The following is a 25,503-nucleotide window of genomic DNA, read 5'->3' on the forward strand; positions in this document are numbered from 1 at the left end:
GGGAAATGCGGGGGAAATTGCGGGGGAACGCTGCGGTGGGCGTGTGCGGGGCGCCGGGTGGCGGTCCGCTCTCAGCGGCCGGCGTAGAGGACGAACGGATTGCCGGCGGGGTCGCGCAGTACGGCCCGGATCTCGTGCGGCCCCTCCTCCGGTCCCCGTACGAGACGGGCGCCCGCGGCGGTGGCCTTCCCGGCGGCCTCCTCGACGTCGTCCACCTTGAACGACACCGCGGGCTCGCCCCCGGTCACGTCCTCCTCGGGGCCCGCGACGGCGAACGTGGTGCCGCCCCCGTCGAACGCGGCGAACCGGCCGCCGTCCTGGAACTTCACGGCGAGCCCGAGCGCGTCCCGGTAGAACCGGACCGCCTCGTCCACGTCCTGCGCCACGTAGAGGACATTGCCGATTCGGGTCATGGTGCGGGCCTCCAGTGGGGGATCGGGCCGAAACCTTCGAGCTCGCGGAAGTGGACCTCCACCGGCATCCCCACGCGCACGTCCTCGGGCGGGCAGCCCGTGACGTCGCCGAAGACACGGACCGGGCTCCCGGCCGGGCCGCCGCCGGACGTGCCTCCCTCAGGAGTGCCGCCGTCGCGCGTGCCTCCGGGACGGGGGGCGTCCGGGCCGAGGTCCACGTCGAGGTCGATCCAGGCGATGACGTACGGGGGCTCGAAGCCGGGGAGGAACGAACGGTGCACGACGCTGAAGGTGTGCACGGTCCCGCGCCCGCCGACCGTCTCGTACGGCAGGTCGGTGCCGCCGCAGAAGGGGCAGGCGGGCTCGGGGAAGTGCACGAACCGTGCGCACCCGGCGCAGCGCTGGAGCGCCAGCTCACCGCGCCCGCACGCGGCCCAGTAGGGCGCGGTGAGCGGGCTCGGCGCGGGGACGGGGCGCGGCTGGTCCATCGCGAGCCAACCTAGCGCACGCTTGGTTTGCGAACAATACCCCCACGCGAGGGGGCGTCTCCGGCGTCCCAGGTGCCCGGTTCAGGTCCCGGGCCCTCTTCTGGCGCGGCCCGGCTCAGGTGCTCTGCGGCGCGGCCCGGCTCAGGTTCCCCGCGGGGCGGCGGCGAGCGCGTCGCGGGACAGGCGGTCGGCGCGGCGGGTGGTCTCGGGCAGCCGGTATTCCGGGGTCAGCGCCAGCGTGAGCCGGCAGGCGGCGTCCAGGCTGATCCGGTGCCCCGCCGAGACGAACACGGGCTTGACCCCCGTCCTGGTCCGCAGCACCCGGCCGACGACCTCGCCGCCGTCCCGAAGCGGGCTGGTGGAACCCCGTTCCTCGCCCGGGCGCTCGTAGGTGCCGACGAAGGGCGTCTTGGCGATGCCGAAGGAGGGGAGGTCCGTCAGCACTCCCAGGTGGCAGGCCAGGCCGAACCGGCGCGGGTGAGCGACGCCGTAACCGTCGCACACGAGTACGTCGGGTGCCGTCTTCAGGGCGCGCAGGGCCTCCACCAGCGCGGGCAGCTCGCGGAACGCGAAGAGCCCCGGGACGTAGGGGAACGCGGCGGTGCCGACGGCGACCGACTCCTCCACGACCTCCAGCGTGGCCGCGTCCAGGACGACCGCGGCAGCCGCCAGCCGGGCCTCCGCGTCCCCGCCGTCGCCCGCGTACGAGACGTCCAGGCCCGCGACCGTACGCGGGGCGGCGGGCCCGGGGGAGTCCAGGTCGAGCAGGGGGCGCAGCCGGTCCTGGATCGCGGTGGCCTCCTCGGTTGTGCCGGGCCACGGATGCAGATCGCGTACCTCCATGGCCGGAACGCTACCGGGCCGGTCACCCAAGCAAATGCTAGATTGTTACCCGTGGCTATCGATCTTGCCGAACTGGCCGATCCCCGGCACACCGCGATGCTGGTGATGGAGATGCAGCGTGGCGTCGTCGGCGACCTGGCCAAATTCCCCGAGCTGGTGAAAACCTGTGCGGAACGGGGCGTCGCGGGCAACGCCGCCACCGCCGCCACCGCCGCCCGCGCCGCCGGTGTGCGGGTGATCCAATGCATGGCGGTCTTCCGCGCCGACCGGGCGGGCAGCCATACCGGCAACGCCCCGTTCATCAAGGGCCTGCTCCGCGACCCCGGCCACATGCTGGAGGGGACCGGCGCCATCGAGGTGCTCCCGGAGCTGGCCGATCCCGCCGACCTGGAGGCCCGCCGGTACCACGGCTTCTCCCCGTTCACCGGGACGTCCCTGGACCAGACGCTCCGCTCGCTCGGCGTCCGGACGGTGGTCGCCGCCGGGGTCTCCCTCAATCTCGGCATTCCCGGCCTGTGCCTGGAGGCGGTCAACCTCGGGTACCGGGTCGTGGTGCTCACCGACGCCGTCGCCGGGATGCCCGCCGAGTACGGCGACGCCGTCATGGCCAACACCATCTCCCTGCTGGCCGCCCGCGTGACCACCGCCGACATCGTCGCGGCCTGGGGGCGCGGGCAGGAAGGAACCGGGTGATCGCATGATCGAGGGGACCGGCCTGGCCGGCCGTACCGCCGTGGTCACCGGCGGCGCCGGAGGCATCGGCGCCGCGATCTGCGCCGACCTGGCCGCGCTGGGGGCGGGCGTCGTCGTCGCCGACCGCGACCTGGCCGCCGCCGAGGAGGTCGCCAAGACCCTGAACGGCACCGGGCACGGGACGTCCGCCGGGCAGGGGGCGTCCGCCGGGCAGGGGACGTGCGCCGCGCACCGGGTGGAGCTGGACGATCCGGCCGACATCGACCGGTTCGCCGCCGCCGTGGGCCGGGTCGACATCCTGGTGCACAACGCGGGGGTCAGCATCGTGGAGCCGTTCGTGGACAGCGACCCCGCCCACTGGGACCTCATGTGGCGCGTCAACCTGCGCGCCCCGATGCAGCTCACCCGCGCGCTGCTGCCCGGCATGACCGGGAACGGCTGGGGGCGCCTGATCTTCATCTCCTCCGACGGCGCGCGCGCCGGATCGGGCGGTGAGGGCGCCTACGCCGCGACCAAGTCGGGACTGTTCGGGCTCGCCAAGACGCTCGCCCGCGAGGCCGCCCGCGCCGGGGTCACCAGCAACGTCGTCTGCCCCGGCCCCACCGACACCCCGATGGTCCGGGCGGTCTCCGAGGGGCACCCCGGGCTGCTGGACAGGCTCGCCAAGCAGATCCCGCTGCGCCGCATCGGCCGCCCGGACGACATCGCGGGCCTCGTCGCCTTCCTCTGCACCGACCGCGCCGCCTACATCACTGGCCAGACCCTGTCGGTCAGCGGCGGCATCACGATGCAGTGAGTTCAGGAGGCCAGGGCCGAGTAGGCGGCCTCCACGAGCCCGTAGGCGCGCAGGTCGCCCGACAGGGTGTCGCCCATGAGGTTGGGGAGGTAGGCCAGGGCGAGGCCGGCCTCGGGGTCGCCCAGACCGATGGAACCTCCGGCCCCCGTGTGCCCGAACGCGGAATCCCGCCCGGCCGCCGGAGTGAGGAAGGTGACGGCGGGACGCATGTAGCCGAGGCCGAAGGCGCTGTCGACCAGCATCGTGCGGTCCGGCCCGCTCACCCGCGGCTTGAGGGCGTCGCGCAGCGTCTCCGGCTTGAGGACGCGTCCCGCGACCAGGTCCCGGTAGAAGCCCGCCAGCCCCGGGGCCGTGGCCAGCATCCCGGCCGACGGCCAGCCGGCCCGCAGCACCACGGGGTTGTTGTAACCGCCCTTCCCGGGGTGCGGGTTGTTCAGCGCCCGGTTGAGGAGACTCTGCGGATCGGTGTACGCACCGGCCAGGCGGGCGAGGACGTTGCCATCGCGACCGGCCGCGCCGGATTCGGCCCTGCCGGGCTCGGCGCCGCCGCCGGACCCGGATTCGCCGGCGGATGCGCCCTCTCTGGCGGGGGCGCTCCCCCTGGTGGCAGCGCCCTTCCTCGTGTTCCCGCCGTCCGGCTTCGGGCGGCGCGCGGTCAGCTTGGCGGCCCGCTCGATGACGGCGTCGGGGGCGCCGATCCACAGGTCCAGATCACCGGTGAACTCCTCCCGGGCGAACTCGCCGACCGTACGCCCGCCCGACAGGCGTCGGACGATCTCACCGGCCAGCCACCCGTAGGTCAGCGCGTGGTAGCCGTGCCCGTCGCCCGGCGTCCACTCCGGCTCCTGCGCGGCGAGCTCGGCCGCCCGCGCCGGGGCGTCCGCGGCCTCCTCGGCCGACACCGGCCGCGCGAACGCGGGGAGGCCCGCCTGGTGGGACAGCAGGTGGGCGGCCGTCGTCCCCTCCTTGCCGCGCGCCCCGTACTCGGGCCACCAGTCCGTCACCGGCCCGTCGACGTCGTACGCGCCGCGCTCGGCCAGCAGCAGCGCGGCGGTCGCCGTCACGGCCTTGGTGCAGGAGAAGGCGAAGCAGGGCGTACCGGCCTCCCACGCCCGCCCGGTGCGGTGGTCGGCCACGCCGCCCCACAGGTCCACCACCTTGCGCCCGCCGGCGTACACCGCCACGGCGGCGCCGACCTCGCGGCCCTCGGCGAAGCCCCGTTCGAAGACGTCCCGCACGTTCGAGAAGGCCGGATCGCACGTGCCCTCGACTGTCGTCATCCCGCGGTCCTCTCACTGGAAGGTCTGAACCGAATGATGCTCGATGAGCCAGGCAACTGGGGACGGTGGGGTGCCGATGACGAACGCGGCGCCCTCAACCTCCTCACTCCCGAGACGGTGGTGGCGGCGGCCGGATGCGTCCGGGAGGGACGGGCGCTGAGCCTGTCCCTGCCGATCCGGGGAGCGACGTCCTCCCCGGCCCCCACGACCGTTCCGCACCTGCGCGGACGGCCGCTGCCCCAGCACTTCATGTCGGTGGACGGGGGCGACTACGCGGCGGGGGCCCGCGCCATCGGCGCCGGATTGAGGATGGCCGACGACGCCCTGGTGGTGACCCCGCACGGCACGACCACCCACATGGACGCCCTGTGCCACATGTGGTCGGGCGATCGGCTCTACAACGGCCACCCCGCCGACCGGGTGCGTTCGTACGGGGCGACGCGCTGCGGCATCGACAAGGCCGGTCCCGTGATCGCCCGTGGCGTGTTCTTCGACGTCCCGGCCGTACGCGGCCTCTCCCATCTGGGCGCCCGGGACCGCGTCGAGCCCGCGGACCTGGAGGCCTGCCTGGACGGCACGGGCGTCGAGCTGCGCGCGGGCGACGTCGCGGTGATCCGTACGGGCTGGCCACTGGTCTGGAGGGAGGAGGGCCCGGACGGCTACTGGGCGGGGCAGCCGGGGCTCTCGGCGGACGCGGGACGCTGGCTGGCCGAGCGCGACGTGTGCGTGGTGGCGTCCGACAACGCGGCGATCGGCGGCCTGAACGAACGGCAGCTCGCCGACGAGGACCTCGCCGACGACCTGCACATGATCCTCCTGTGGCGGCACGGGATCCATCTCGTCGAGATGCTCTGGCTGGAGGAGCTGGCGGAGGCGGGCCGGATCGACTTCCTGTTCGTCGCGGCACCCCTGAGGATCGAGGGCGGCACCGCCAGCCCGGTCAACCCGGTCGCCGTCCTCTGACGCCGAAGGCTTCCGGTCAGGGGGTACGCCTGCTGTCCGCCATGTCGCTGTCGCACCTGCCCGACTCGGCCCACCCGCGGGTGGCCGTCGATCCCGCGATCCCCGCCGGGGACAGGGCGGCGAAGAGTGGGACATCGCCCGGACGCTGGTCGAGGCGGCGCTCCACCGGGCCGCCGACGCCGGCCGGAGGCTCGGCGGCGGTCCCTGAGCGGCCCGGCGGAGCGGGGAAGGGCCCCGGCGCGGTGCCGGGGCCGGACGGTCGGGTGCCGGGGCCGGACGGTCAGGCGCCGGGGTAGGCGCCGCCGCCGTAGCGCTCGTCGAGGGCGTCGTAGTCGGGCGTGTAGCCCTTCTTCGGGATCGACTCGGCGAACTCCACGTGCCGCGGCTTCTTGTACGAGGCGATCTCACCGCGGACATGCTCGATGATCTCCTCGGCGGTGGCCGAGGCGCCTTCCGCCAGCACGACCACGGCCTTGGGCGACTGGCCGAAGCGGTCGTCGGGGACGCCGATCACGGCGGCGTCGGCGATCGCGGGATGGGACTTCAGCGCGCGCTCGACCTCGGCCGGGTAGATGTTCTCGTTCGCCGACTTGATCATGCGGAGGCGGGGGCCGATGAAGGTGATCGTGCCGTCCGGCTCGCGGCGCCCCAGGTCCCCGGTGTGGTGCCAGCCGCCCGCCGTCTTCGCCTCGTTCAGCTCCGGCCGGTTCCAGTAGCCGGAGAAGAGGCTCAGGCCGCGCGCGCAGATCTCGCCGACCTCGCCCGGCCCGACCTCGTTCCCCTCGGCGTCCAGCAGCCGGACGTGGACCAGGGGGGAGGAGCGGCCCGCGTAGCCCGCGCCGCCCATGCCCAGGCCGAGGAAGGTCAGCATCCCGCCGACCTCGGTCTGCCCGTAACCGCCCATCCTGGACGCGCACCAGGGGCTGTCGTCCACCGTGATCATCTTGTCCCACTCGGGGGAGTGCGAGACGAAGCGCAGCGAGGACAGGTCGTGGGCGCGGTCCTTGTTGGCCTCCACCAGCCCGTCGATCATCGGCCCGAACAGGAACGCCTGGGTGCACCGTTCCGCCTCGATCAGGCGGCAGACCTCGGCCGGCTCGTAGGCCGGGGTGAACACGAGCGTGCCGCCGATCTGGAACGTGGCCAGCGTGAACATCATCGTGCCCACGTGGAACAGCGGGCCGCAGGCGAGGAAGGTGAAACCGTCCTCCATCTGCCGGACGTGCAGCAGCGCCATGCTGTGCGCGATCAGGGCCGAGTGGCTGAGCAGCGCGGCGTTGGGGCGGCCGTCGAACGCGGCGGTGTAGAGGGCCAGCACGGGGGAGTCGGCGGGCACCTCGGTCTCGGGGGCGGGGAGCGCCGCCCGGACGTACGCCTCGTACTCCTCGCCGGAGGCGACCCAGCGCGCGTCCAGGGAGACCTGGCCGCGGGCCTTCTCGACCGCCTCGGACTCCTCCCAGACGACCACCGCCGGAGCGAGGTCGTCCAGGACGTGGGCCAGCTCGTCGGGGCTCTGCCGCCAGTTGGCCGGGCAGAAGATCGCGCCGAGCCGGCCGCAGGCCAGCAGCATCTCCAGGACCCGGAAGGAGTTCTGCCCGAGCCACAGCACGCGGGCGCCGGCCCCGACGCCGTCGGCGGCCAGCGCGCCGGCCAGGCGGCCCACCCGGTCGTCCAGCTCGGGATAGGTCAGCCGGACGTCGCCGTCGACGACGGCGGTGCCCAGCGGCCGGCCGCGCCGGTGCTCGCCGAGAACGTCCCCGAGTGTGAGCCGGTGTACGGACATCGCGCCTCCTTGCGTGGGTGGGGGTCACAGGTCGTGCCGTCGCGGGGGAGGGAGCAGGGGCCGGTGCGGCGGGATCAGCGGAAGGCGGGCATGACCTCCGCGGCGAAGAACCTCAGGACCTTCTTCATCTCCTCGATCGGGAGCTCCCTGGTGCTGCCGAAGTCGCACATGAGGTTGCCGTAGCCCATGTCCCGGACCGTCTGGATCTGGGCGATCACCCGTTCCGGGTCGCCGATGATCTCCAGCTGGTTCCAGCGGAACTCGTTGTCCACCGATCCGCCCTTGAGGTAGCGGTCCTGGTAGAACTCGAAGCCCTTGGCGGCCTGGCCGGTGCCCGGGTCGATCGGCGCGCTGCGCAGGTTGAAGATGCGCGAGCGGTCGAAGCCCTCCTCGAACCGGGCCTGGTCCTCGCGGGCCTGCTCCAGCGTCGGCGCCACGTACACCGACCGGCTGGCCACCAGCTCGACGCCGGTGGTGTCCACCCCGTTGGCGGCGGCGGTCGCGTGCCAGGTCTCCGCGGCCTTGGCGATCTTCTTGAACGGGGCGGCCGGGTCGGCCAGGATCGGCAGCCCGCGCGCCGCGTACATCTCCACGGTCTCGGGGCTGACGGCGGCCACGTGCAGCGGCGGATGCGGGCGCTGGACGGGCTTGGGCATCAGCGTCAGCGGGTGGCGGGTCTCGTGGAAGCGGCCCTTGTACTCGAAGTCGTCCCGGGTCCACAGGCCGAGCAGCATGTCCAGCGACTCGTTGAACCGGTCGCGGGCCTCGGACAGGTCGAGCCCGAAGTTCTCGAACTCGATGCTCTGGTAGCCGCGGCCGATGCCCAGCTCCAGCCGGCCGCCCGACAGCAGGTCCACCATCGCGGCCTCCTCGGCCACGTGGACGGGGTTGTGCAGCGGCAGCACGACGATGCCGGTGCCCAGCCGGAGCCGTTCGGTACGGGCCGCCAGGTTCGCCAGCAGGGTGAAGATGTTGGGCACCACGCCGTAGTCGCGGAAGTGGTGCTCGGCGACCCACACCCCGTCGAAGCCGAGCTCCTCCAGCAACTCGACGATCTCGATCTGGTAGTCGTACACCTCCTTCGCGGACTGTCCCGCGAACTGGTGGAAGAGGTGGAAGGTCGAGAATTTCATCGGGCGGTCAGCCACGTGTACGGCTCCTTCTTCACCAGGCCTGGCAGGTCGGCCGGCGGGGCCGGGTCTGCCTGCCCGCGCCGGTGGCGCCCCACCCATCATTACGTAACAAGCGCTCGCTTGGGAAGCCTAACAGGTAACCCGGTGGTGTCACGGGGTGCGCGCGGGACCCGCTGGTTAGGCTCGGAGGTGATGAGAAGGCTGCTGATCGTCCATCACACGCCCTCGCCCGCGCTCCAGGCGATGTTCGAGGCGGTGCGCGCGGGCGCCACGACCGACGAGATCGAGGGCGTGGAGGTCGTGGCGCGCCCGGCGCTGGCCGGCTCGGCGGCCGACGTGCTGGCGGCCGACGGCTACCTGCTGGGCACGCCGGTAAACCTGGGGTACATGTCGGGCGCGCTCAAGCATTTCTTCGACCTGGTGTACTACCCGTGCCTGGAGGCGACCGTGCGGCGGCCGTACGCCGCGTACCTGCACGGCAACAACGACGCCACGGGCGCCCTGCGCGCGCTGGAGTCGATCACCACCGGGCTGAAGTGGCGGGCCGTCTACCCGCCCGTGGTGGTGACCGGCGAGCCCGGCAAGGACGATCTGGACCGCTGCTGGGAGCTGGGCGCGACCGTGGCCGCCGAGCTCGGCACCGTCTGACGCTCCTCCTTCGGAACGGCAGTGACGGCCGTCCGGCCTGGTCAGGGCTTGATCGTGTGGCGCGGGACGCTACGGTGATCTCATGAGCGGTTTCCGGCACGTCGTCATGTTCGCGTGGGCCGAGGGCACCACCACCGGCCAGCAGGAGGAGGTCAGGGCCAGGCTCGCCGAGCTGCCCGCGCTGATCCCCGAGATCGGCACGCTGAGCCTGGGCTTCGACGCCGGGGTGAACGACGGCAACTACGACTTCGTGGTGGTCGGGGAGTTCGCCGACCGCGACGCCTACGTGGCCTACCGCGACCACCCCGCGCACCGCGCCGTCGTGGACGACTACATCAAGCCGATCCTCGACCGGCGGGCCAGCGTCCAGTACGAGCTCTGACCGGACTCACCGGACTCACCGGACTCACCGGGCTCCGTGGTCGCGGAGCAGCGCGGCCATCTCCTCCTGTCCCGCGTCCAGCGCGTGCCGGAGCGCGGAGACGCCGTCGCCGTCGGCCAGGTTCACGTCCGCGCCAGCCTCGGCCAGCAGCCGGACGATCTCCCGGTACGGGCGGGAGCCGTCGCCCGACACGATCGCCTCCAGGAGCCCGGTCCGGCCGCTGCGCCCGGCGTGGTCGACCTCCATCGGGGCCAGCCGCAGCACCTCGCGCACGTAGGCCGCGTGCCCGCGCGCGCAGGCCGGGATCAGCGCCACCTCGCCGTGCCGGTTGGTGAGCGACGGGTCCGGCCCCGCCGGGAGCAGCGCCCGGAGCATCGCCACGCTCCCGGTCGACCCGGTGACCAGGAACGCGGTGTCGCGCTGGAAGTCCCGGGCGTCGGGGTCCGCGCCCGCCTTCACCAGGACCTCGGCCGACTCGACGTGGTCGGCCGCGGCGGCGAGCAGCAGCGGGGTCCGGCCGCGGCTGTCGCGGGCCTCCAGGGCGGCGCCGCCCTGCAGGGCGTCCCGTACCCCCGCCGCGTCGCCCTTGGCCGCCGCCACCAGCAGTTCCTCGTCGTTCACCGTCGCCTCTTCCGGGCCGGGCCCCGCACTCCGGGCCGTGAATGATCATCATTCCGGTCTCGCCCTCGGGCCGTCCCGGAGATCGCGATTCTGGGCCGGCGAAGATCGAACCGAGCAAGCGCTTGTGTTATTCGGGGCCGCGGGTTAGGTTCGCTCCGACGGCATCACCGGCGCGGCGTCCCCCTTCGCCCCGCCGGTCCTGCCGGGACAAGGCGTCGCTCGCCGGGGACGGATCGCGCCCCTTCTCCGGCGAGCGGCCTTATCGATGGGTGGCACCGGTGGGCCCGGCGCCGGAAAGGGACGCGTGACCGGCGGTACGGGCTTCTCAGGCAGGCAGGGCTTCTCGGGCCGGGCCGCGATCGCCGGGGTGGGGATGACCGCCCTCTCCCGCGCGTCCGGCCGCACGGTGCTGCAGCTCGCGGCCGAGGCGTGCCGGGCGGCACTCGCCGACGCCGCCGGGTACACCGGCGGCACCGTCCGTCCGGACGCGGTCCTGAGCTACCACCTCAACGACTCGGCCCCCGTCCTCTACCTGGCCCGGTCCCTGGGCCTGCACGAGATCGGGTGGCACAACGAGATCCTCGGCGGCGGCACGCAGAGCGCCTCGATCCTGGCCGACGCGGCGATGCTCGTCGACTCCGGCCTGGCCGGGACGGTCCTGGTCTACCGCGCGCTCAACGGGCGCTCGGGCAAGCGCATGAACACGCTCGGGCTGAAGCTGGGGGAGGGCACCGAGGAGCAGTTCACCCATCCGTACGGCATGGCCGGCCCCGTCCACCAGTTCGCCCTGGCCGGCCGGCGCTATCTCCATGACACCGGCCTGGCCGAGCGGCACACCCACGCCGTCGTGGCACAGTCGCGCGCGCACGCCGCGGGCAACCCCCGTGCCCTGCGGCGCGAACCGCTCGACCTGCCCGCCTACCTGGACGACCCCATGGTCGCCTCGCCGCTGCGCCGCCTGGACTGCTGCCAGGAGACCGACGGGGCCTGCGCGCTCGTCGTCACCGCGGCCGGCCGCGCGCCCGCCGCGCCCCGGATCCACGCGGTCGTCCGAGGGGGCGGCCCCGGCGCGTCCGCCATGGACAAGGCCGGGGACGTCACGAGGATCTTCTCGTCCTACGTCGCCCCGCCCCTCTACGCCGCCGCCGGGATGAAGCCGGGCGACGTCGACGTGGCGCTGCTCTACGACGCCTACAGCTGGCTCGTCCCCCGCCAGCTGGAGGATTTCGGCCTCGTCCCGCGCGCGGACCTGGACGGCGTCCTGAGCGGCCGGGAGATCGCCTGGAACGGGAGCGTCCCCGTAAACCCCCACGGCGGGCTGCTCTCCGAGGGGTACGTGCACGGGCTCAACAACGTGGCCGAGGCCGTCCGCCAGCTGCGCCGCACCGGGACCAACCAGGTCGGTGACGCGGCCGTGGCCCTGTGCACCGGATTCGGCGGCGGCTACGGCAGTGCCGCCCTGCTCACGGCCGCGTGAGCCGGACCGGCCGCCGGCCGTCCTCCGGTCAGCCCAGCGAGCGCGCTCGGAGGATGGCGTCCCGGATCTCCTGCGGCGTGGACGCCTCCAGCAGCCGCGGCCCGTTCCGTAGGGGCACCAGCGCCCACCATGATCCGGTCGCCATGCCGTACCAGACGCGCACGCCGGGGAACTGCCCCTGGAGGCTGCGGACGGTGGCCGCCCGCAGTTCCGCCGGTGTCGGTTCCTCGTGGCCGGCGGCGCCCCGTTGCCCCGTCATGTCGCCTCCCAGCCCCATCTCACCCGTAACAGCGCCTCTTTCGCCCCCGACATCACGTGGATTTGTAGAATTGTGACGAAAGACACCGGTACTTCCGTTATGGACGCCGACGGGCCGGAACGACCGGACCCGCGGGCGGAGAGGCGGTGTCCGCGGGCCGTCAGTGGGTGTTGATCCCGTCGAACATGACCTTGATGTAGTGCTCGGCGAGGCCCTGCGCGTTGAGCCGGCCGCCCGGCTTGAACCAGCGCACCGCCACCCACACGGTGTCGCGGATCATCCGGTAGGTCAGCTTGGGGTCGATGTCGGAGCGGAACAGCCCCTGCTCTTGGCCATCCTTGATGGTGCCCACCCACATCTTCTCCACCTCGTCCTCGGAGTCGGTGAGGTAGGCGAAGCGCTCCATGCCCTTGAGGTAGTTCCAGTCGTTCTGCATCACCGTGATGGCGGCCCGGTGCGGCTCCAGCGTGCCGAAGGCGATCCGGACCAGCTTCGCGATGGTCTCGCGGGGGTCCGCGCCCTCGTCGATGGCCGCACGGTAGGCCGACATGACCTCCCGGAAGAACCCGGAGAGGATCTCGTCGACGATCGACTCCTTGGAGTCGAAGTGGTGGTAGAGGCTGCCGGAGAGGATCCCGGCCTCGTCGGCGATGTTGCGTACGGTGGTGGCCTGGAATCCCTTTTCCGCGAAGAGCTCGGCCGCGAGCCTGACCAGGTGCTCCCGCCGCTCCGAGGCCAGGGCGGGTGAGCCCTTGCCGCGTCGGCGCGCACCGCCCTCACCGCTCGTGCGGGCTTTGGGTCGTCCGGAATTCGTGGTCGTGGTCGTCACCCTCTCATTATGCCGTGCACGCACAACCGCTTGCTCAGTTCGCGTGTCAACACCAGGTTACGTCGGGTAGCAAGCGCTTGGTAAGGATGGTCGCCGACCTGGCGGCGGTTGGCAAGATCTCCACTGGCGTACGGGCCGGTCACCTCTCTACGTTCGGTCATGACAGGCATCAGGGGAGGACTGCATGACCAGTGAGCTGGCGCCCTGGGCGTCGCCGACCGCGCGGGCCCGGATCGCGGAGGTCGCCGGGGGGATCACCGATCTCTCGCCGGAGGGCGTGACCGAAACCGTGCGCGGCGCCCTGCGTGACCACGCCCGGAGCTTCGACGCCGAGGGGATCGTGCTCTACGCGGGCACCAACGTGATGAGCCCCGCCGCCCGGGCGGTGAGCGACCCGCCGGTGGGCGGCCGGCCCAGCATGGGCTGGCCGGGCGAGAAGTACCAGGCGGGCCTGGACGCGCTGGACACCCTGGAGGTGCTCACCCCGACGGTGGTCGCCCGGCTGCTCGGCGCGCGGTTCGCCGAGGTGCGCAGCCACAGCGCCACCATGGCCAACCTGGCGGTGTACTCGGCGCTCACCCGGCCCGGCGACACCATCGCGGTGCTGCCCGAACGCGCCGGCGGCCACACCAGCCACCACGCCGAGGGCGCCCCCGGCGTGCGGGGCCTGCGCGTCGCCGACCTGCCGTACGACGCGGACGCCTTCGACGTGGACCTGGCGGCGCTGCCCGGCTTCCTCGCCCGCGAACGGCCCCGCCTCGTCGTGATCGGTGCGAGCCTGCTGCTCTTCCCGCACGACGTCGCCGGGATCGCCGCGGCCGTCGCCGACGCGGGGGCGGTGCTGCTGTACGACGCGTCCCACATGGCCGGGCTGGTGGCGGCCGGCCGGTTCCAGCGGCCCCTGGCCGAGGGTGCCCAGGTGCTGACGTTCTCCACCTACAAGTCGTTCGGGGGCCCGCCCGGCGGCGTGATCGCCACCGACGACCCCGAGCTGGCCGAACGGCTGTCGGCCGCGGTCTTCCCCGGCCTCACCGCCAACTACGACGCCGGCCGGCTCGCCCCGCTGGCGGTCACGGCGGCCGAGATCATGGCGGACGGCGGCGGGTACGCCGACCGCTGCGTCGCCGCCGCCCGCGCCCTGGCCGCGGCCCTCCAGGACCAGGGGTTCACCGTCGCGGGAGCGGCCCGCGGCTTCACCGACTCCCACCATGTCGCGGTGGACGTCGCGGACCTGGGCGGCGGCCGGGCGGCGATGACGCGGCTGGCCGGCGCGGGAATCTACCTCAGCGCGATCGGGCTGCCCTGGCAGGAGCCCGGCGAGCCCGACCGGGGGCTGCGGATCGGCACCCAGGAGATCGTCCGGCGCGGGTTCGGGCCCGCCGACCTGGAGGCCGTCGCCGCCCTCATGGGCGACGTCCTGCTGCGCGGCGCCGACCCCGCCTCCGTCCGCAAGTCGGCGGCGGAGCTCCGGCGGGAGATCGCCGCCCGCTGACCCGGCCCCGTCCAGGCGGCGCCCGGACGACCTCGCCGGCGACCCGGCCCCCGGTCCCGCACTCAGGGGGCCGGGTCGCCGGGCGTGCTGGGCGGAAGCTCGCCCCCGGCCTCGGCCGCCTCCGCGAGGCGGCTGCGCAGCGTGCGGACCAGCTCGTCGCTCTGCTCGGTGAGCCGCTCGATCGCCGGGAGCGCCAGGTCGTCGCGGACGGTGTCGGCGAGCAGGTCGTCGTACTCGTGGGCGCGGGCCTGGAGGGCCTCCAGGCGGCGGTGGGCGCGGAGGGCCTCGTCGGCGGCCCTCGTCCGTTCCGCGTACCGCTCCAGCGCCTCGACACGCCTGGTCACGGCCCGTACGGACAGGTCCAGCTTCTCGCGGAACGGCCGCAGGGCGGCGGAGACCTCCGGGAGCGACGGCGAGCCGGCCTCGTCCTGCTCGATGCGCAGCCGGGACTGGCGGGCCAGCACCTGGGCGATCTCCCACTCCTGGCGGGGGAGGGTGACGGCGTTGTCGACCGAGTCCAGCAGGCCCTCCCGGTTGACCTCGGAGTCCCGGACGGTGTCGACCGCCGCCTGGACGCGGGCCAGCAGCTCGCGGGCGTCGTCGTCGAAGTCCTCGGGGGTGAGGTAGCGGTCGCGGCGCCGGGCCAGCTCGCGGGCCCGCTGCAGGTCCAGCGACACGGCCGGCGACCCCAGCGCGACGAGGATGGCCATCATCGCCAGCCCCATCAGCCACAGCGAGCCCAGGACCGGCGCGCCCAGCAGGCCGATGGCCAGCACGGTCAGCGGGGCCAGCCACACCAGCGGGCGGCGCCTGGCGACCAGCGTGTCCAGCTCGGCGCGCAGCGTGGGGTCGGCCACCGGGCGCAGCTCGTGCGGCGACCCGTCCTCGGGGCCGGCGTTCGCGACGCGCCGCCAGTAGGTGGTGACGTGGGTCTCGAACGCGAAGTCGGTGGGCGCGATCACGATCTCGGTGGGCCCGGCCGGCAGCGGCCAGGACCCGACCGGCTCGCCGCCGCCGGGGCCGGTGAAGCGCACCCACCAGCCGCCCTTGCCGTCCTCGCACCGGTAGCGGCCGGGCGCGACGTCGATCCCGACGAAGTACGTCCCGATTCCCGGGATGGAGTTGCTCCAGGCACCACTGGTCACCGGCGACCTCCGACCCGACCTCTCGCGCCGTGTCCGTCCCCTCGTTCCCCGTTCGGCGCGTCCGGCCCCGCCTCCCGGCTGACCGGTTCGCACCAGAGTGAACGATCGGCGAGCGTCAGGAGTTGCCGTACCCACATCGGCGCCGGGAAAGTCCCCGGACGGCCGATCGATGGCCGCCATGGGGGAATGGAATACTCCTGCCGTGCGCGCAACCGACGATCCCTTTGACGAGCCGCCCTGGGCGATGCAGCTGGTCGTACGGGCGGAGAAGGCCGCCCCGCCGGCGCACGGCGCGGTCTGCGCCGCCGCCGCGACCGCCGTCGTACGGCTGCTGACGGACCCGCGCGCCACCGACCCGGAGGGGGAGTGGCACGCCCGCGTCCACCGCTGGGAGTCGGGCCGCATCCGCAAGGTGACACGGCGGGCCCGGGGGGTGCGCTGGCCCGAGGTGCAGGCCCTGCCCGGCGTCACCGTGGACCGGGACGGGGCGCAGGTGCGGGCGTTCGTTCCCGGGCCGGTCGCCGATGTGCCGCCCGAGCTGGCCAGGCTGCAGGTCGCCGGGCTCGACCTGGCCGACGACGAGGAGCCCAAGCCGCCGCCGGAGCCGCCGTACGCCGTGATCGCCCTCAACCCCGAGGTGCCGATGACCACGGGCAAGGCCGCGGCCCAGTCCGGCCACGCCGCCCAGCTGCTGCTGATGCAGGCCGCCGGGGCCGACGTCGCCGCCTGGGTCGAGGGCGGCGCCCTGGTCCATATCGCCCGTGACCTCCCCTGGCGGCGCTGTGTCGAGCACGCGGCGGTCGCGGTGCGCGACGCCGGGTTCACCGAGGTACCGCCGGGGACGATGACCGCCATCGCCTGGATCGTCACCGGCCGGGACTGACCGGCGTCCCCGGCCGAGACCGACCGGGCCGCGGGGCGACCGGGCCGCGGGACCGACCGGGCCGCGGGGCGTCCGGGCCGCCGGGCCGCGCGGGGTGAGACGCGCGGCCCGGCGGGTGGTCAGGGCAGGGTCACCGCGACGGGGTCGATCCCCGAGCGGCGGATCTGGGACGCCAGGCGCCCCGCGAACGGGTGCTGGTCCACCGGCAGCCCGCGCGGGTTGTCGATCACGTAGTGGACCGTGTCACCGGTACGCCGCTCGGTCCACCGCGCGCCGAGCGAGCGCATCAGCGCGGCGGTGCGGGCGGCGTCGGCGGACCGGACCGACACCCGGACGGGCGACTCGGCCTGCGGCAGCGCCGCGGCCTGCCGCGCCGCCGTCGCGGACGGGGCGGCCAGGCCGGAGACGCGCGCCGCCGGGTCCGGGCCCAGGATCGCGTTGGCCAGCAGCTCGGCCGTGCCGTCGGAGAACGCCCTGAAGTTGGGCTCCGCGCCGAACAGCACCGTGCGGCCCTTCCCGACCGGCTCGTCGACGACCGCGGCCGTGCCGCCGAGTTCGGCCGCGCCCCGCTCGAAACCGGACACGAACCAGTCGGGCGAGGACGTGGCCGGGTAGGCGACCGCGACCTTGGCCGGGTCGGGCTGGCGCATCACCAGGTCGTAGGCGTAGAACTGCCAGGCCGTGGCGCCGACACCGGCGGCCAGCGGGCTCCTGCCGTTCACCGCCACGCGCAGGAGCGTGCCCGGCACGTCCGAGGTGGGCTCGCTCAATCGGGTCGTGGTCAGCCCCAGCCGCGCCGCCAGCTGCGTGCCGCCCTGCCAGCCGACGTAGCGCCCGCCGTCCTGCGTCCACCGCTGGAGCGCGGCGCGCCCGCCGGTGCCGAGCTGCTCGTACGCCGTGGCCGCCGGGCCGTTCGGCACCAGCAGGACCTCCACGCCGTCCAGCCTGCCGGCCGCCACGTCCGCCGGGCCGAGCAGGGTGAACGGCAGCTTCCACTCGCGGTCGAGCCGGTGCCGCAGCCAGCCGACCGACTGGCGGGCCGACGACGAGGTGGCCGACAGCTCCAGGACGCCGATCCGGGGCGCCTTCCCGCGCCGCGCGGTGTCCTCGGCGGGCAGCGGCGCCACGGTGGAGGCGCGCGGGCGCAGCTCGGCGCCCGACGAGCCGCCGGACACGTTGGCCAGCAGCGGCAGGCTCCACGCGGTCACGTCGTAGAAGTAGGGGAACGGCGTGTAGGAGTCCTCGTTCAGCATGGCCTGGATCCAGTGCTTCCGGGCCTGGGCCATGGTGATCCAGTACGTGCCCGCGGGGAGCGTGGTCGCGCCCTCCCGGCGGCCGTACTCCTTGTAGTCGGGGACGCTCAGCGGCTTGGACAGCCGCCGTACCTCCACGCCCATCCGCTGGAGGCGCCGTACGACGGTCCGCACTTCGGCGGCCTTGGCCGCGTCGTCGGCGCGCAGGAAGTAGTGCCGGACCTTCCGGTCGGGCACCGGACGGTCGATCTGGTTGGGCGGGTTGTAGGCCTTGTTGGGCTCCAGCTCTCCCGCCTGTCCCTGCCGGTAGGCGTCCACGGTCATCCGGCGCCACTGGGAGAGGATCGTCCGCCGGTTCGCGGCGGCCGCCGACAGCGACACCCACTGGGTGAGGTACTGCTCCCTGAACTTGTCGGGGTAGGGGCTGGCCGAGCCCTTCTCGAACGTCATCCCGGCGGCGTGGAACGCCGTGGTCGGGACCGTGTCGCCGTACCCCTGGTAGAAGAGGTCGTACACGTCGCGGTTGAAGAAGTCGATGCCCTGCCGCTTGAACTCCGCGGCCATCGAGGCGCCGTAGAGGTCGTTGATCCAGCCGACCGCCTGCTCGGGCGTCTCGTGGTAGACCGGGTCGGCGTTGGGCGGGAAGAAGTAGGAGTCCCCGCCCATCTCGTGCGCGTCGATGAACATCACCGGCGGGTACTGGTTGAGCATCGCCAGCTTGCCGTCGGTCTCGGGCTGGCTGCGCGCGAACCAGTCGCGGTTCATGTCGAACCCGTAGGCGTTCTGCCGCGTCCCGGCCTCGCGCCCGTCGGGATTCTGTGTCGGCAGCACGACGACCAGCGCGTTGTCCAGGATGCCGGTCGCCGCGCAGTCGCTGCGGTCGCCCAGGTCGCGCAGCACCCGCAGCGCCGCGTCGGTGCCGCTGGGCTCGTTGCCGTGCACGTTGCCGGCCACCCAGAGGATGGGGACGCCGCGACCGGCGATCCGCTCGGCCAGGGCCTCCGGGGTCCGCGGGTCGCGCAGCCGCGCGGCGTCGGAGCGCACCTTGGCCAGGCCGGCCTTGGTCAGCGACTCGGGACGGCCGGCGATGGCGTACTTCAGCGGCCGTCCCTGGGCGCTGGTCGCCAGCGTGCCGGAGACGACGCGCTCGCTGGCCGCGGCGACCGCCTCCAGGTAACGGTCGGACTCGGCGGCGGTGACGGGACGCGCGCCGAGTTCGACGCCCAGGGCCTGCTCGGGGGAGGGGACCTTGCCGCGGTAGACGGGCTCGGTCCGGGTGGGGTCACAGGCGGGTGCCGTGACCGGTGCGGCGGGCTGCGCCGCGGCCGTGGCCGCGAACGCCGCCGGAGCCGCCAGCGCCGCGGTCAGCACCGCCGACCACGCGATTTTTCGGGCTCTCATGGGGCCCAAAATGGCACCGGCCCAAAGGTTCCCCAACGGCAACAGTTGCCAAGATCGTTCCTGTGGGCGGTGTCCGGTCCACCGGCCCCGAAATCATGTCAGTATTTGCTGGCGAAGAGTCCGTGCCAGTGCTCGCTGGCGACAAGGTGCCGGGAGGGTCGCATGCGCGCCGCGTTGACCAAGGACGACACGATGGTCGTGACCGAGGTGCCCGATCCGGTGCCGCTGGAGGGCCAACTCCTCGTACGGACGCTGGCGTGCGGCATCTGCGGGTCCGACCTGCACGCGCTTCAGGATCCCGACGCGTTCATGGAGACCACCCGCCGGTCGGGCGGCACGCCCTACGACCCCCGCGACGGGCTGGTCTTCGGCCACGAGTTCGCCGGGGAGATCGTCGAGTACGGCCCGGGAACGCGGCGGGAGCTGCCGCTGGGCACCGCGGTCTGCGGCCCGCCGATCGGGATCGGCCCGCAGGGCGCCGGGATCATCGGGTACGCGCCGATGTACCCCGGAGGATACGGCGAGTACATGATCCTCAACGAGGGCCTGGCGTTCGCCGTGCCGGACGGGCTGGACCCGAAGGTGGCCGCGATCACCGAGCCGTTCTCGGTCGCGACCCGGGCGGTGCGGCGCAGCGGCATCGGCGCGGACGACGTGGCGGTCGTGATCGGGCTGGGGCCGATCGGCCTCGGCGTGGTGGCGGCGCTGAAGGCCGCCGGGCACGGCCCCGTCCTGGCCGCCGACCTCTCCGCCCGGCGGCGCGAACTGGCCGGCGCGCTGGGCGCGGACGAGCTGATCGACCCGGCCGTGGCCTCCCCCTACGACCGCTGGGCCGACCTCGGCGTGGCGACCGGGATCACCGACCGGATCGCCGCCGAGCTGCTGGGGACCGCGACCCGCGGTGCGGTGATCTTCGAGTGCGTGGGTGTTCCCGGGATCCTGCGGCAGGTCGTCGAGGGCGCCCCCGCGGGGTCGACCGTCATGCTCGTCGGGGTCTGCATGCAGGAGGACCGCGTCGAGCCGGGCCTGGCGGTGAGCAAGGAGCTCACCCTGCGCGGCACGTTCGGCGCGCTTCCCGACGAGTACGGGGCGACCCTGGACGCGATCGCGGCCGGCCGCGTCGACGCCGGGTCCATCATCACCGGGACGGTCGGGCTGGACGGTGTGGCCGGGGCCTTCGCCGATCTCGCGGCGCCCGACGAGCACGCGAAGATCGTCGTGGTGCCCTGACCGCCGTGCCCGCCGCCGCCCCGTCAGCGGGGCGGCTCGGGCGACTCGGACTGCTCGGACTGCTCAGGCGGCTCGGGCGACTCGGACGGCTCGGGTGACTTGGACTGCTCGGACGGCTCGGGGGACTCGGGCGGTTCCGGGCGCGGCAGCGGGGCGGTGTCCTGCCGGGACTGCGGTCTCCGGGGGAGCCTCAGGTCTCGCACGGTCTCGCGAACCGGCCTGCTCTCCTGTGCCCGCTCCGTACCGTGGGCCCGCTCCGTACCCTCTGCTTCCCCCGTGCCCTGGGCCTGCCCGGTGGCCTTGGCCTGGCCGGTCTCCGGGGCCTGTCCGGTCTCCGGGGCCGTCACGGGCTCCATGGCCTGCGTCTTGCCGGAGTCCTGCGCGGACCCTTCGCCCTGTCCCTGGATGCTGCCCTGCCCTTGGATGCTGCCCTGTCCCTGGCCGCCGCCCTGCCCTTGGACGCCGCGCTGCCAGCGGTTGAGCGCGGCCAGGGCGAACTCCTGCGTACGGGTCAGCCCGCCAGAACTGCCAGAACCGCCGGACTCGCCGGACGGAGCGCCGGGTGCGGGGACCGGAACGGGGGGAGGCGCCGAGCCGGGGGCGGGCGCGGCGGGAGGGGGAGCCGAGGCGCCCGAGCGGCCCACCCGGGCCTTCACGCTCAGCCCGTACGAGAGGAAGAGCAGCAGGGCGAAGCCGCCCAGGAACACCGCGTGCTCCAGCAGCGCGCCCCATTTGCCCTTGAAGACATCAAAGAGGGTGAACACGCCGAATCCTGCGAGCCAGCCGGTCAGCGCGGGCAGGAACCACACGTCCTGGCGCCGCAGGAGACCGGCCGCGGCGAGCACGACCAGCAGCAGCTCCAGCCCCTTCACCGCGACCAGCGCGGGCGTGGCGAGCCCCGCGCCGACGTACCCGGCCAGCTCCTCGCGCCGGTCGCTCCAGCCGAGCGCCCCGGTGACGAGGCCGGTCACCCCGTAGGCGAGGAGGAAGACGCCGACCGGATAGTGCATCCGGTGCCAGTTCGCGCCCCTCGGCGCCGATCCCTCGGGCCGGGCCGGCGGGCGGACCGGAGGCTGGAGCGGGGGCGGAACCTCGGTGTCGGCGGAGCCGGGCCGGGGCAGGGGCAGATCGGGCCGGGTCAGGTCACGGTGCCTTTCCGGGCCCGATCCCGCGTACGCCGTCATTCCCGCCCCCACATCCTCACCGCTCGGCCGTCACCGCAAGATATCCCGGATGCCGTCCCGCCATTCACCGGCGGGCGTTCCGCGTCCCCGAACCTTTCCCCGGCCTCCGGCGTCCATCTCTCTGACCTGGCCTCTGCCCGCCGGATGTGCTTGAAGTCGGGCAAGTGACGGGGGAGGCTGGGTTTTCGTCGGGCCAGACCACGTTCAGATGGAGCGAGCATGATGCCTGACGAAACCGCCGCGTTGCCCAAGACGCGGATCGAATATCTGGAGGAGCTGGGCGACGAGATGGTCCGGCGGGGGTTCCGGGTGCGACTCACCCTTCCCCCCGGGCTGGCGCCCAGCCTGCATGTGATGAATCCGGACGCGTCCGCCCTCGCGGAGAACATCCTGGCCGAGGAAGGCGCGGACGGCTGGTGGTACTGGTGGTCGTGGGCGGAGCGCATCGCGCCCGTCGGCGACGTCCCCGCCGTGGCCGACCGGGTCGCGCGGGTGCTGGCCGTCCACTGATGAATGAGGTGATCATGCGGACGCATCCCGGTCGACACCGATGGACCTCCGCATGATCACCACCCCGTGCCGGGCCCCGGCCTAGCCCGCCCGCGACGACCCCTCGGTGGCCGGATCCGGCCACCCTTCCCGCCCTTCCGGGCTCACCGTGCGCCCGGCGCGCCTCTCGCGCTCGCCCGCCACGGCCTCTCCCCGGCGCCGCCGGGTGCCCGTTCCGCACGGCTTCGAGGCGTCCCCCGGAGCGCTCCTCTCGCCTTGTCCGGCCCCGCTTCCGGCAAATGTTGAGGCGCCGAACATACTCGCCCGCTCGCCCCCGTTCTCCCGTCTCGCTACCAGTGGCAGGAGAACGGGCAGGTCGCCACGCGTGTTACAGGATTGTTACCGCTGACAACAAATCGGGTCTCGACGAATCAGGGCGGGGCGACATAAGTTGCGGGGCACAACATTCATCGTGTGACCTCGATCACCGGTGGTCCCACCCCCCAGAAAGGACCCGGGCCCATGCGCAAGGGGATCCTCGGCCTCACCGCCCTCTCGGCGTGCGCGGTGCTCACCCTCGCCGCCTGCGGGGACGACTCCGGCTCCGACGCCAGTTCCGAGGGCAAGGGCAAGATCGGCGTGATCCTGCCCGACACCAAGTCCTCGGTCCGCTACGAGAGCTTCGACCGGCCCTTCCTCGCCGCGGCGTTCAAGGCGGCGGGCGTCGAGTACGACATCCAGAACGCGGAAGGCTCCACCCAGCGGTTCCAGACCATCGCCGACCAGATGATCACCAACGGCGTCACGGTCCTGGTCGTGGACGGCATCGACTCCAACTCGGCGGCGGCCGTGCAGCGCAAGGCGCAGCAGCAGGGCGTCAAGACGATCGACTACGACCGGCTCACGCTCGGCGGCGTCGCCGACTACTACGTCTCGTTCGACAACGTGAAGGTCGGCGAGGAGCAGGGCAAGGGCCTGCAGAAGTGCCTGGGCGACAAGGACGCCAACATCGTCTACCTCAACGGCGCGCCCACCGACAACAACGCCACCCTCTTCGCCCAGGGCGCGCACAACGTCCTCGACAAGGTGACCTCCTACAAGAAGGTCGCCGAGCAGGCCGTGCCCGAGTGGGACAACCAGCGGGCCGCCACGATCTTCGAGCAGATGTGGACCCAGCAGGGCGGCAAGATCGACGGCGTGCTGGCCGCCAACGACGGGGTCGGCAACTCGGCGATCTCCATCCTGAAGAAGAACGGCGAGGCCGGGAAGGTGCCGGTCACCGGGCAGGACGCCAGCGTCCAGGGCCTGCAGAACATCCTGGACGGCACCCAGTGCATGACCGTGTACAAGCCGGTCAAGCAGCAGGCCGACGCCGCGGCCAAGCTCGCCCTCGCCGTGCTCAAGGGGCAGAAGGGCGAGACCACCGGGACGGTCGATGACCCGCAGGGCAAGCGGCAGGTCCCCTCGGTGCTGCTGACGCCGGTCGCCGTGTTCAAGGAGAACGTCAAGCAGGTCGTCGACGACGGCTTCGTCAAGAAGGAAGAGCTCTGCGCGGGCCCCTACGCGGCCAAGTGCAAGGACGCCGGAATCCAGTGACCCCCGTGGCGGGTCCCGACGCCGGCGCGCAAGGCCCCCCTCGTGAACGCGCCACCGGGACCCGCCGCGGGCGTACCCCTGGGAAAGGACACACATGGCAGACAACGGTGCCCCGCTCCTCCGCCTGACCGGGCTCAACAAGAGCTTCGGCGCCGTCCACGTGCTGCACGACGTGGACTTCGCCGTGCGGCGCGGCGAGGTGATGGCCCTGGTCGGCGACAACGGCGCGGGCAAGTCCACCTTGGTGAAGTGCATCGCCGGCATCCATCCGATCGACTCCGGCACGATCGAGTTCGAGGGCCGCCGGGTGGAGATCGGCGGCCCCCGGGACGCCGCCGCGCTGGGGATCGAGATCGTGTACCAGGACCTCGCGCTGGCCGACAACCTCGACATCGTCCAGAACATGTTCCTCGGCCGGGAGCGCCGCCGCGGGATCGTGCTGGACGAGGACTCGATGGAGCAGGCCGCGCGGGAGACGCTGGCGCGGCTGTCGGTCCGCACCGTGAAGTCGGTGCGGCAGCAGGTGGCCAGCCTCTCGGGCGGCCAGCGGCAGACCGTCGCGATCGCCAAGGCCGCGCTGTGGGACTCCACGGTCGTCGTCCTCGACGAGCCCACCGCGGCGCTGGGCGTCGCGCAGACCCGGCAGGTCCTCGATCTGGTCCGGAGGCTCGCCGACACCGGGCACGCGGTGGTACTGATCTCGCACAACATGAACGACGTGTTCGAGGTGTCGGACCGGATCACCGCGCTCTACCTGGGCCGGGTGGCGGCGGACGTGCGGCGCGCCGACGTCACCACCGGGCAGGTCGTGGAGCTCATCACCGCCGGCCGTTCCGGCGATCTCGGCCTCGCGCCGGCGACCGCCGCCGAGCCAATCTGAAGGGGCTTGGATGTCCATCGACAAGGGGACCGCCGTCACACTGGCGGACTCGGACTTCGCCGGCGACCGGCGCGCGCACGACGTGCCCTCGGCGCTGCGCGACTACTGGAACCGGGTGCGCTCGGGAGACCTGGGCGCGCTGCCCGCGATCCTCGGCCTGGCCGGCCTGGTGGTGCTGTTCACCGCGCTCCGCCCGGAGACCTTCCTCAGCGAACGCAACCTCGCCAACCTGTTCACCCAGGCGATGCCGGTGACCATCCTGGCGATGGGCCTGGTGTTCGTCCTGCTGCTCGGCGAGATCGACCTGTCGGCCGGGGTGGCCAGCGGGGTCTGCGGCGGGGTGATGGCCACGCTGATCGTCGACGCCGGCCAGCCGTGGTACGTGGCGGTGCTGTCGGCGGTGGCGACCGGGGTGGTGATCGGGACCGCGATCGGCTGGCTGGTCTCGGTGGTGCGGATCCCGTCGTTCGTGGTGACGCTGGCGCTCTTCCTCGGCCTGCAGGGCATCACCCTGCGGCTGATCGGCCAGGGCGGCACCGTCCCGGTGCACGACGAGGTCATCGTGGCGCTGGCCAACAAGAACATGCCGGTCTGGCTGGGCTGGACGATGGCGGCGGTGTGCGCCGCCGGGTACGGCGCGATCCAGATGTGGCGGTGGCGGCGCCAGCACCAGCGCGGGCTGGCCTCCAAGCCGGTCCAGCTGGTGGTCGCGCAGGTGGCCGTGGTGGCGCTGGCGCTGCTGGGCGGCACCTACCTGCTCAGCCTGGACCGGGCGCCCAGCCCGCTGATCACGCTGGCCGGCATCCCGTGGGGCGTGCCGCTGGTGGGCACGCTGCTGATCGTGGCCACCTTCGTGCTGGGCCGCACCGCCTACGGGCGGCACCTGTACGCGATCGGCGGCAACGCCGAGGCCGCGCGGCGGGCGGGCATCAACGTGACCCGGCTGCGGATGTCGGTCTTCATGATCTGCTCGGGGATGGCCGCGCTGGCGGGCATCGTCGCCGCGTCCCGGCTCAACTCGGTCACCCCCGACGCGGGCGCGGGCAACACCCTGCTGTTCGCGGTCGGCGCCGCCGTCATCGGCGGCACCAGCCTGTTCGGCGGGCGCGGCCGGGCGCGCGACGCCGTGCTCGGCGGCCTGGTGGTGGCCACCATCGAGAACGGCCTGGGGCTGCTGGGCACCAAGGCGTACGTGCAGTTCCTGATCACCGGTGCGGTGCTGCTGCTGGCCGCGAGCATCGACGCGCTGGCCCGGCGCCGGCGGGCGGTCACCGGCCGGTGAGCACCGTGCCGGGGCCGGGGGAGCGGGCCGCGCGCGCCGCCGGGCCACCGCCCGCGTTCG

General features: G+C 73.4%; 25 protein-coding genes. 13 read left to right on the forward strand and 12 right to left on the reverse strand.

Features of this window, described 5'->3' with window-relative positions:
• Window positions 1-71: 71 nt before the first annotated feature.
• The 3 genes from IW256_RS09955 to nfi form a co-directional block, all read right to left on the reverse strand.
• Entirely contained in the window at window positions 72-413 is a 342-nt protein-coding gene (locus IW256_RS09955; protein WP_197010681.1) for a VOC family protein, read from the reverse strand.
• Window positions 410-901, reverse strand: coding sequence for a Zn-ribbon domain-containing OB-fold protein (locus tag IW256_RS09960; protein ID WP_197010682.1), 492 nt, complete (start codon window positions 899-901; stop codon window positions 410-412). The genes IW256_RS09955 and IW256_RS09960 overlap by 4 nt, the downstream gene beginning before the upstream one ends.
• Before the next feature lie 141 nt (window positions 902-1,042).
• Window positions 1,043-1,744, reverse strand: coding sequence for a deoxyribonuclease V (gene nfi, locus IW256_RS09965; protein WP_197010683.1), 702 nt, complete (start codon window positions 1,742-1,744; stop codon window positions 1,043-1,045).
• Window positions 1,745-1,795: 51 nt separating this feature from the next.
• Here nfi and IW256_RS09970 point away from each other — a divergent pair, with 51 nt between their 5' ends.
• The gene (locus IW256_RS09970) at window positions 1,796-2,437 is read left to right on the forward strand and encodes an isochorismatase family protein (RefSeq protein WP_197010684.1); all 642 of its coding nucleotides are present in this window, start codon (window positions 1,796-1,798) and stop codon (window positions 2,435-2,437) included.
• Between the two features lie 4 nt (window positions 2,438-2,441).
• Window positions 2,442-3,233: an SDR family NAD(P)-dependent oxidoreductase gene (locus IW256_RS09975; protein ID WP_197010685.1), complete on the forward strand. Its 792-nt coding sequence runs from the start codon at window positions 2,442-2,444 to the stop codon at window positions 3,231-3,233.
• Between the two features lie 2 nt (window positions 3,234-3,235).
• On the opposite strand, the gene IW256_RS09980 is transcribed toward IW256_RS09975, so the two are convergent.
• Window positions 3,236-4,513 carry a serine hydrolase domain-containing protein gene (locus tag IW256_RS09980; RefSeq protein ID WP_197010686.1) on the reverse strand — a complete coding sequence of 426 codons (1,278 nt, stop codon included), beginning with the start codon at window positions 4,511-4,513 and terminating at the stop codon, window positions 3,236-3,238.
• A 36-nt stretch (window positions 4,514-4,549) separates the two neighbouring features.
• Here IW256_RS09980 and IW256_RS09985 point away from each other — a divergent pair, with 36 nt between their 5' ends.
• Window positions 4,550-5,476, forward strand: coding sequence for a cyclase family protein (locus tag IW256_RS09985; protein WP_197016214.1), 927 nt, complete (start codon window positions 4,550-4,552; stop codon window positions 5,474-5,476).
• 280 nt (window positions 5,477-5,756) lie between these two features.
• Here the strand turns inward: IW256_RS09985 and IW256_RS09990 are convergent, their stop codons facing one another.
• Window positions 5,757-7,259: an AMP-binding protein gene (locus tag IW256_RS09990; RefSeq protein WP_197010687.1), complete on the reverse strand. Its 1,503-nt coding sequence runs from the start codon at window positions 7,257-7,259 to the stop codon at window positions 5,757-5,759.
• 74 nt (window positions 7,260-7,333) lie between these two features.
• Window positions 7,334-8,392, reverse strand: coding sequence for an LLM class flavin-dependent oxidoreductase (locus IW256_RS09995; protein WP_197016215.1), 1,059 nt, complete (start codon window positions 8,390-8,392; stop codon window positions 7,334-7,336).
• Between the two features lie 192 nt (window positions 8,393-8,584).
• Here IW256_RS09995 and IW256_RS10000 point away from each other — a divergent pair, with 192 nt between their 5' ends.
• Both IW256_RS10000 and IW256_RS10005 read left to right on the forward strand, forming a co-directional pair.
• Entirely contained in the window at window positions 8,585-9,040 is a 456-nt protein-coding gene (locus IW256_RS10000) for a flavodoxin family protein (protein WP_197010688.1), read from the forward strand.
• Between the two features lie 82 nt (window positions 9,041-9,122).
• Window positions 9,123-9,422: a Dabb family protein gene (locus IW256_RS10005; RefSeq protein WP_197010689.1), complete on the forward strand. Its 300-nt coding sequence runs from the start codon at window positions 9,123-9,125 to the stop codon at window positions 9,420-9,422.
• A gap of 24 nt (window positions 9,423-9,446) precedes the next feature.
• Here the strand turns inward: IW256_RS10005 and IW256_RS40985 are convergent, their stop codons facing one another.
• A complete protein-coding gene (locus tag IW256_RS40985) occupies window positions 9,447-10,043 on the reverse strand; it encodes an ankyrin repeat domain-containing protein (RefSeq protein WP_197010690.1) in 597 nt (198 codons plus the stop codon).
• A 373-nt stretch (window positions 10,044-10,416) separates the two neighbouring features.
• Between IW256_RS40985 and IW256_RS10015 the strand changes: the two genes are divergently transcribed.
• Complete coding sequence (locus IW256_RS10015) at window positions 10,417-11,520, forward strand: thiolase C-terminal domain-containing protein (RefSeq protein WP_197016216.1); 1,104 nt, start codon at window positions 10,417-10,419, stop codon at window positions 11,518-11,520.
• 28 nt (window positions 11,521-11,548) lie between these two features.
• On the opposite strand, the gene IW256_RS10020 is transcribed toward IW256_RS10015, so the two are convergent.
• Both IW256_RS10020 and IW256_RS10025 read right to left on the reverse strand, forming a co-directional pair.
• Window positions 11,549-11,779, reverse strand: a complete 231-nt coding sequence (locus IW256_RS10020; protein WP_197010691.1) for a hypothetical protein — start codon at window positions 11,777-11,779, stop codon at window positions 11,549-11,551.
• A gap of 160 nt (window positions 11,780-11,939) precedes the next feature.
• Window positions 11,940-12,608, reverse strand: a complete 669-nt coding sequence (locus IW256_RS10025; protein WP_197010692.1) for a TetR/AcrR family transcriptional regulator — start codon at window positions 12,606-12,608, stop codon at window positions 11,940-11,942.
• 184 nt (window positions 12,609-12,792) lie between these two features.
• On the opposite strand from IW256_RS10025, the gene IW256_RS10030 reads away from it, so the two are divergent.
• Window positions 12,793-14,100, forward strand: a complete 1,308-nt coding sequence (locus IW256_RS10030) for a serine hydroxymethyltransferase (RefSeq protein WP_197010693.1) — start codon at window positions 12,793-12,795, stop codon at window positions 14,098-14,100.
• Window positions 14,101-14,162: 62 nt separating this feature from the next.
• Here the strand turns inward: IW256_RS10030 and IW256_RS10035 are convergent, their stop codons facing one another.
• The gene (locus IW256_RS10035; protein ID WP_197010694.1) at window positions 14,163-15,245 is read right to left on the reverse strand and encodes a hypothetical protein; all 1,083 of its coding nucleotides are present in this window, start codon (window positions 15,243-15,245) and stop codon (window positions 14,163-14,165) included.
• A gap of 202 nt (window positions 15,246-15,447) precedes the next feature.
• Between IW256_RS10035 and IW256_RS10040 the strand changes: the two genes are divergently transcribed.
• Window positions 15,448-16,128, forward strand: coding sequence for a hypothetical protein (locus IW256_RS10040; RefSeq protein WP_307828821.1), 681 nt, complete (start codon window positions 15,448-15,450; stop codon window positions 16,126-16,128).
• Between the two features lie 119 nt (window positions 16,129-16,247).
• Here the strand turns inward: IW256_RS10040 and IW256_RS10045 are convergent, their stop codons facing one another.
• Complete coding sequence (locus IW256_RS10045; RefSeq protein WP_197010695.1) at window positions 16,248-18,782, reverse strand: M14 family zinc carboxypeptidase; 2,535 nt, start codon at window positions 18,780-18,782, stop codon at window positions 16,248-16,250.
• 162 nt (window positions 18,783-18,944) lie between these two features.
• Between IW256_RS10045 and IW256_RS10050 the strand changes: the two genes are divergently transcribed.
• Window positions 18,945-20,012 carry a zinc-binding dehydrogenase gene (locus IW256_RS10050; RefSeq protein WP_197010696.1) on the forward strand — a complete coding sequence of 356 codons (1,068 nt, stop codon included), beginning with the start codon at window positions 18,945-18,947 and terminating at the stop codon, window positions 20,010-20,012.
• A 23-nt stretch (window positions 20,013-20,035) separates the two neighbouring features.
• Here IW256_RS10050 and IW256_RS10055 read toward each other — a convergent pair whose 3' ends face one another.
• Window positions 20,036-21,196 carry a hypothetical protein gene (locus IW256_RS10055; RefSeq protein ID WP_197010697.1) on the reverse strand — a complete coding sequence of 387 codons (1,161 nt, stop codon included), beginning with the start codon at window positions 21,194-21,196 and terminating at the stop codon, window positions 20,036-20,038.
• A 219-nt stretch (window positions 21,197-21,415) separates the two neighbouring features.
• Between IW256_RS10055 and IW256_RS10060 the strand changes: the two genes are divergently transcribed.
• The 4 genes from IW256_RS10060 to IW256_RS10075 all read left to right on the forward strand — a co-directional run bounded on the left by IW256_RS10060 (window position 21,416) and on the right by IW256_RS10075 (window position 25,443).
• The gene (locus IW256_RS10060; protein WP_197010698.1) at window positions 21,416-21,706 is read left to right on the forward strand and encodes a hypothetical protein; all 291 of its coding nucleotides are present in this window, start codon (window positions 21,416-21,418) and stop codon (window positions 21,704-21,706) included.
• A 501-nt stretch (window positions 21,707-22,207) separates the two neighbouring features.
• Window positions 22,208-23,281 carry a sugar ABC transporter substrate-binding protein gene (locus IW256_RS10065; protein WP_197010699.1) on the forward strand — a complete coding sequence of 358 codons (1,074 nt, stop codon included), beginning with the start codon at window positions 22,208-22,210 and terminating at the stop codon, window positions 23,279-23,281.
• Window positions 23,282-23,375: 94 nt separating this feature from the next.
• The gene (locus IW256_RS10070; protein ID WP_197010700.1) at window positions 23,376-24,161 is read left to right on the forward strand and encodes an ATP-binding cassette domain-containing protein; all 786 of its coding nucleotides are present in this window, start codon (window positions 23,376-23,378) and stop codon (window positions 24,159-24,161) included.
• Between the two features lie 10 nt (window positions 24,162-24,171).
• Window positions 24,172-25,443, forward strand: coding sequence for a sugar ABC transporter permease (locus IW256_RS10075; RefSeq protein ID WP_197010701.1), 1,272 nt, complete (start codon window positions 24,172-24,174; stop codon window positions 25,441-25,443).
• Window positions 25,444-25,503 lie beyond the last annotated feature (60 nt).

Source organism: Actinomadura viridis (assembly GCF_015751755.1).
Taxonomy (GTDB): Bacteria; Actinomycetota; Actinomycetes; order Streptosporangiales; family Streptosporangiaceae; genus Spirillospora; species Spirillospora viridis.

What these genes read in the sequence shown, in the direction of transcription:
- nfi (WP_197010683.1), bottom strand. Translation starts at nt 1,744, where the DNA reads ATGGAGGTACGCGATCTGCATCCGTGGCCCGGCACAACCGAGGAGGCC.
- IW256_RS09960 (WP_197010682.1), bottom strand. Translation starts at nt 901, where the DNA reads ATGGACCAGCCGCGCCCCGTCCCCGCGCCGAGCCCGCTCACCGCGCCC.
- IW256_RS10070 (WP_197010700.1), top strand. Translation starts at nt 23,376, where the DNA reads ATGGCAGACAACGGTGCCCCGCTCCTCCGCCTGACCGGGCTCAACAAG.
- IW256_RS10075 (WP_197010701.1), top strand. Translation starts at nt 24,172, where the DNA reads ATGTCCATCGACAAGGGGACCGCCGTCACACTGGCGGACTCGGACTTC.
- IW256_RS09980 (WP_197010686.1), bottom strand. Translation starts at nt 4,513, where the DNA reads ATGACGACAGTCGAGGGCACGTGCGATCCGGCCTTCTCGAACGTGCGG.
- IW256_RS09995 (WP_197016215.1), bottom strand. Translation starts at nt 8,392, where the DNA reads ATGAAATTCTCGACCTTCCACCTCTTCCACCAGTTCGCGGGACAGTCC.
- IW256_RS09955 (WP_197010681.1), bottom strand. Translation starts at nt 413, where the DNA reads ATGACCCGAATCGGCAATGTCCTCTACGTGGCGCAGGACGTGGACGAG.
- IW256_RS10060 (WP_197010698.1), top strand. Translation starts at nt 21,416, where the DNA reads ATGATGCCTGACGAAACCGCCGCGTTGCCCAAGACGCGGATCGAATAT.
- IW256_RS10005 (WP_197010689.1), top strand. Translation starts at nt 9,123, where the DNA reads ATGAGCGGTTTCCGGCACGTCGTCATGTTCGCGTGGGCCGAGGGCACC.
- IW256_RS10065 (WP_197010699.1), top strand. Translation starts at nt 22,208, where the DNA reads ATGCGCAAGGGGATCCTCGGCCTCACCGCCCTCTCGGCGTGCGCGGTG.
- IW256_RS10000 (WP_197010688.1), top strand. Translation starts at nt 8,585, where the DNA reads ATGAGAAGGCTGCTGATCGTCCATCACACGCCCTCGCCCGCGCTCCAG.
- IW256_RS10030 (WP_197010693.1), top strand. Translation starts at nt 12,793, where the DNA reads ATGACCAGTGAGCTGGCGCCCTGGGCGTCGCCGACCGCGCGGGCCCGG.
- IW256_RS09975 (WP_197010685.1), top strand. Translation starts at nt 2,442, where the DNA reads ATGATCGAGGGGACCGGCCTGGCCGGCCGTACCGCCGTGGTCACCGGC.
- IW256_RS09985 (WP_197016214.1), top strand. Translation starts at nt 4,550, where the DNA reads ATGCTCGATGAGCCAGGCAACTGGGGACGGTGGGGTGCCGATGACGAA.
- IW256_RS09990 (WP_197010687.1), bottom strand. Translation starts at nt 7,259, where the DNA reads ATGTCCGTACACCGGCTCACACTCGGGGACGTTCTCGGCGAGCACCGG.
- IW256_RS10020 (WP_197010691.1), bottom strand. Translation starts at nt 11,779, where the DNA reads ATGACGGGGCAACGGGGCGCCGCCGGCCACGAGGAACCGACACCGGCG.
- IW256_RS10045 (WP_197010695.1), bottom strand. Translation starts at nt 18,782, where the DNA reads ATGAGAGCCCGAAAAATCGCGTGGTCGGCGGTGCTGACCGCGGCGCTG.
- IW256_RS10015 (WP_197016216.1), top strand. Translation starts at nt 10,417, where the DNA reads ATGACCGCCCTCTCCCGCGCGTCCGGCCGCACGGTGCTGCAGCTCGCG.
- IW256_RS10055 (WP_197010697.1), bottom strand. Translation starts at nt 21,196, where the DNA reads ATGACGGCGTACGCGGGATCGGGCCCGGAAAGGCACCGTGACCTGACC.
- IW256_RS10050 (WP_197010696.1), top strand. Translation starts at nt 18,945, where the DNA reads ATGCGCGCCGCGTTGACCAAGGACGACACGATGGTCGTGACCGAGGTG.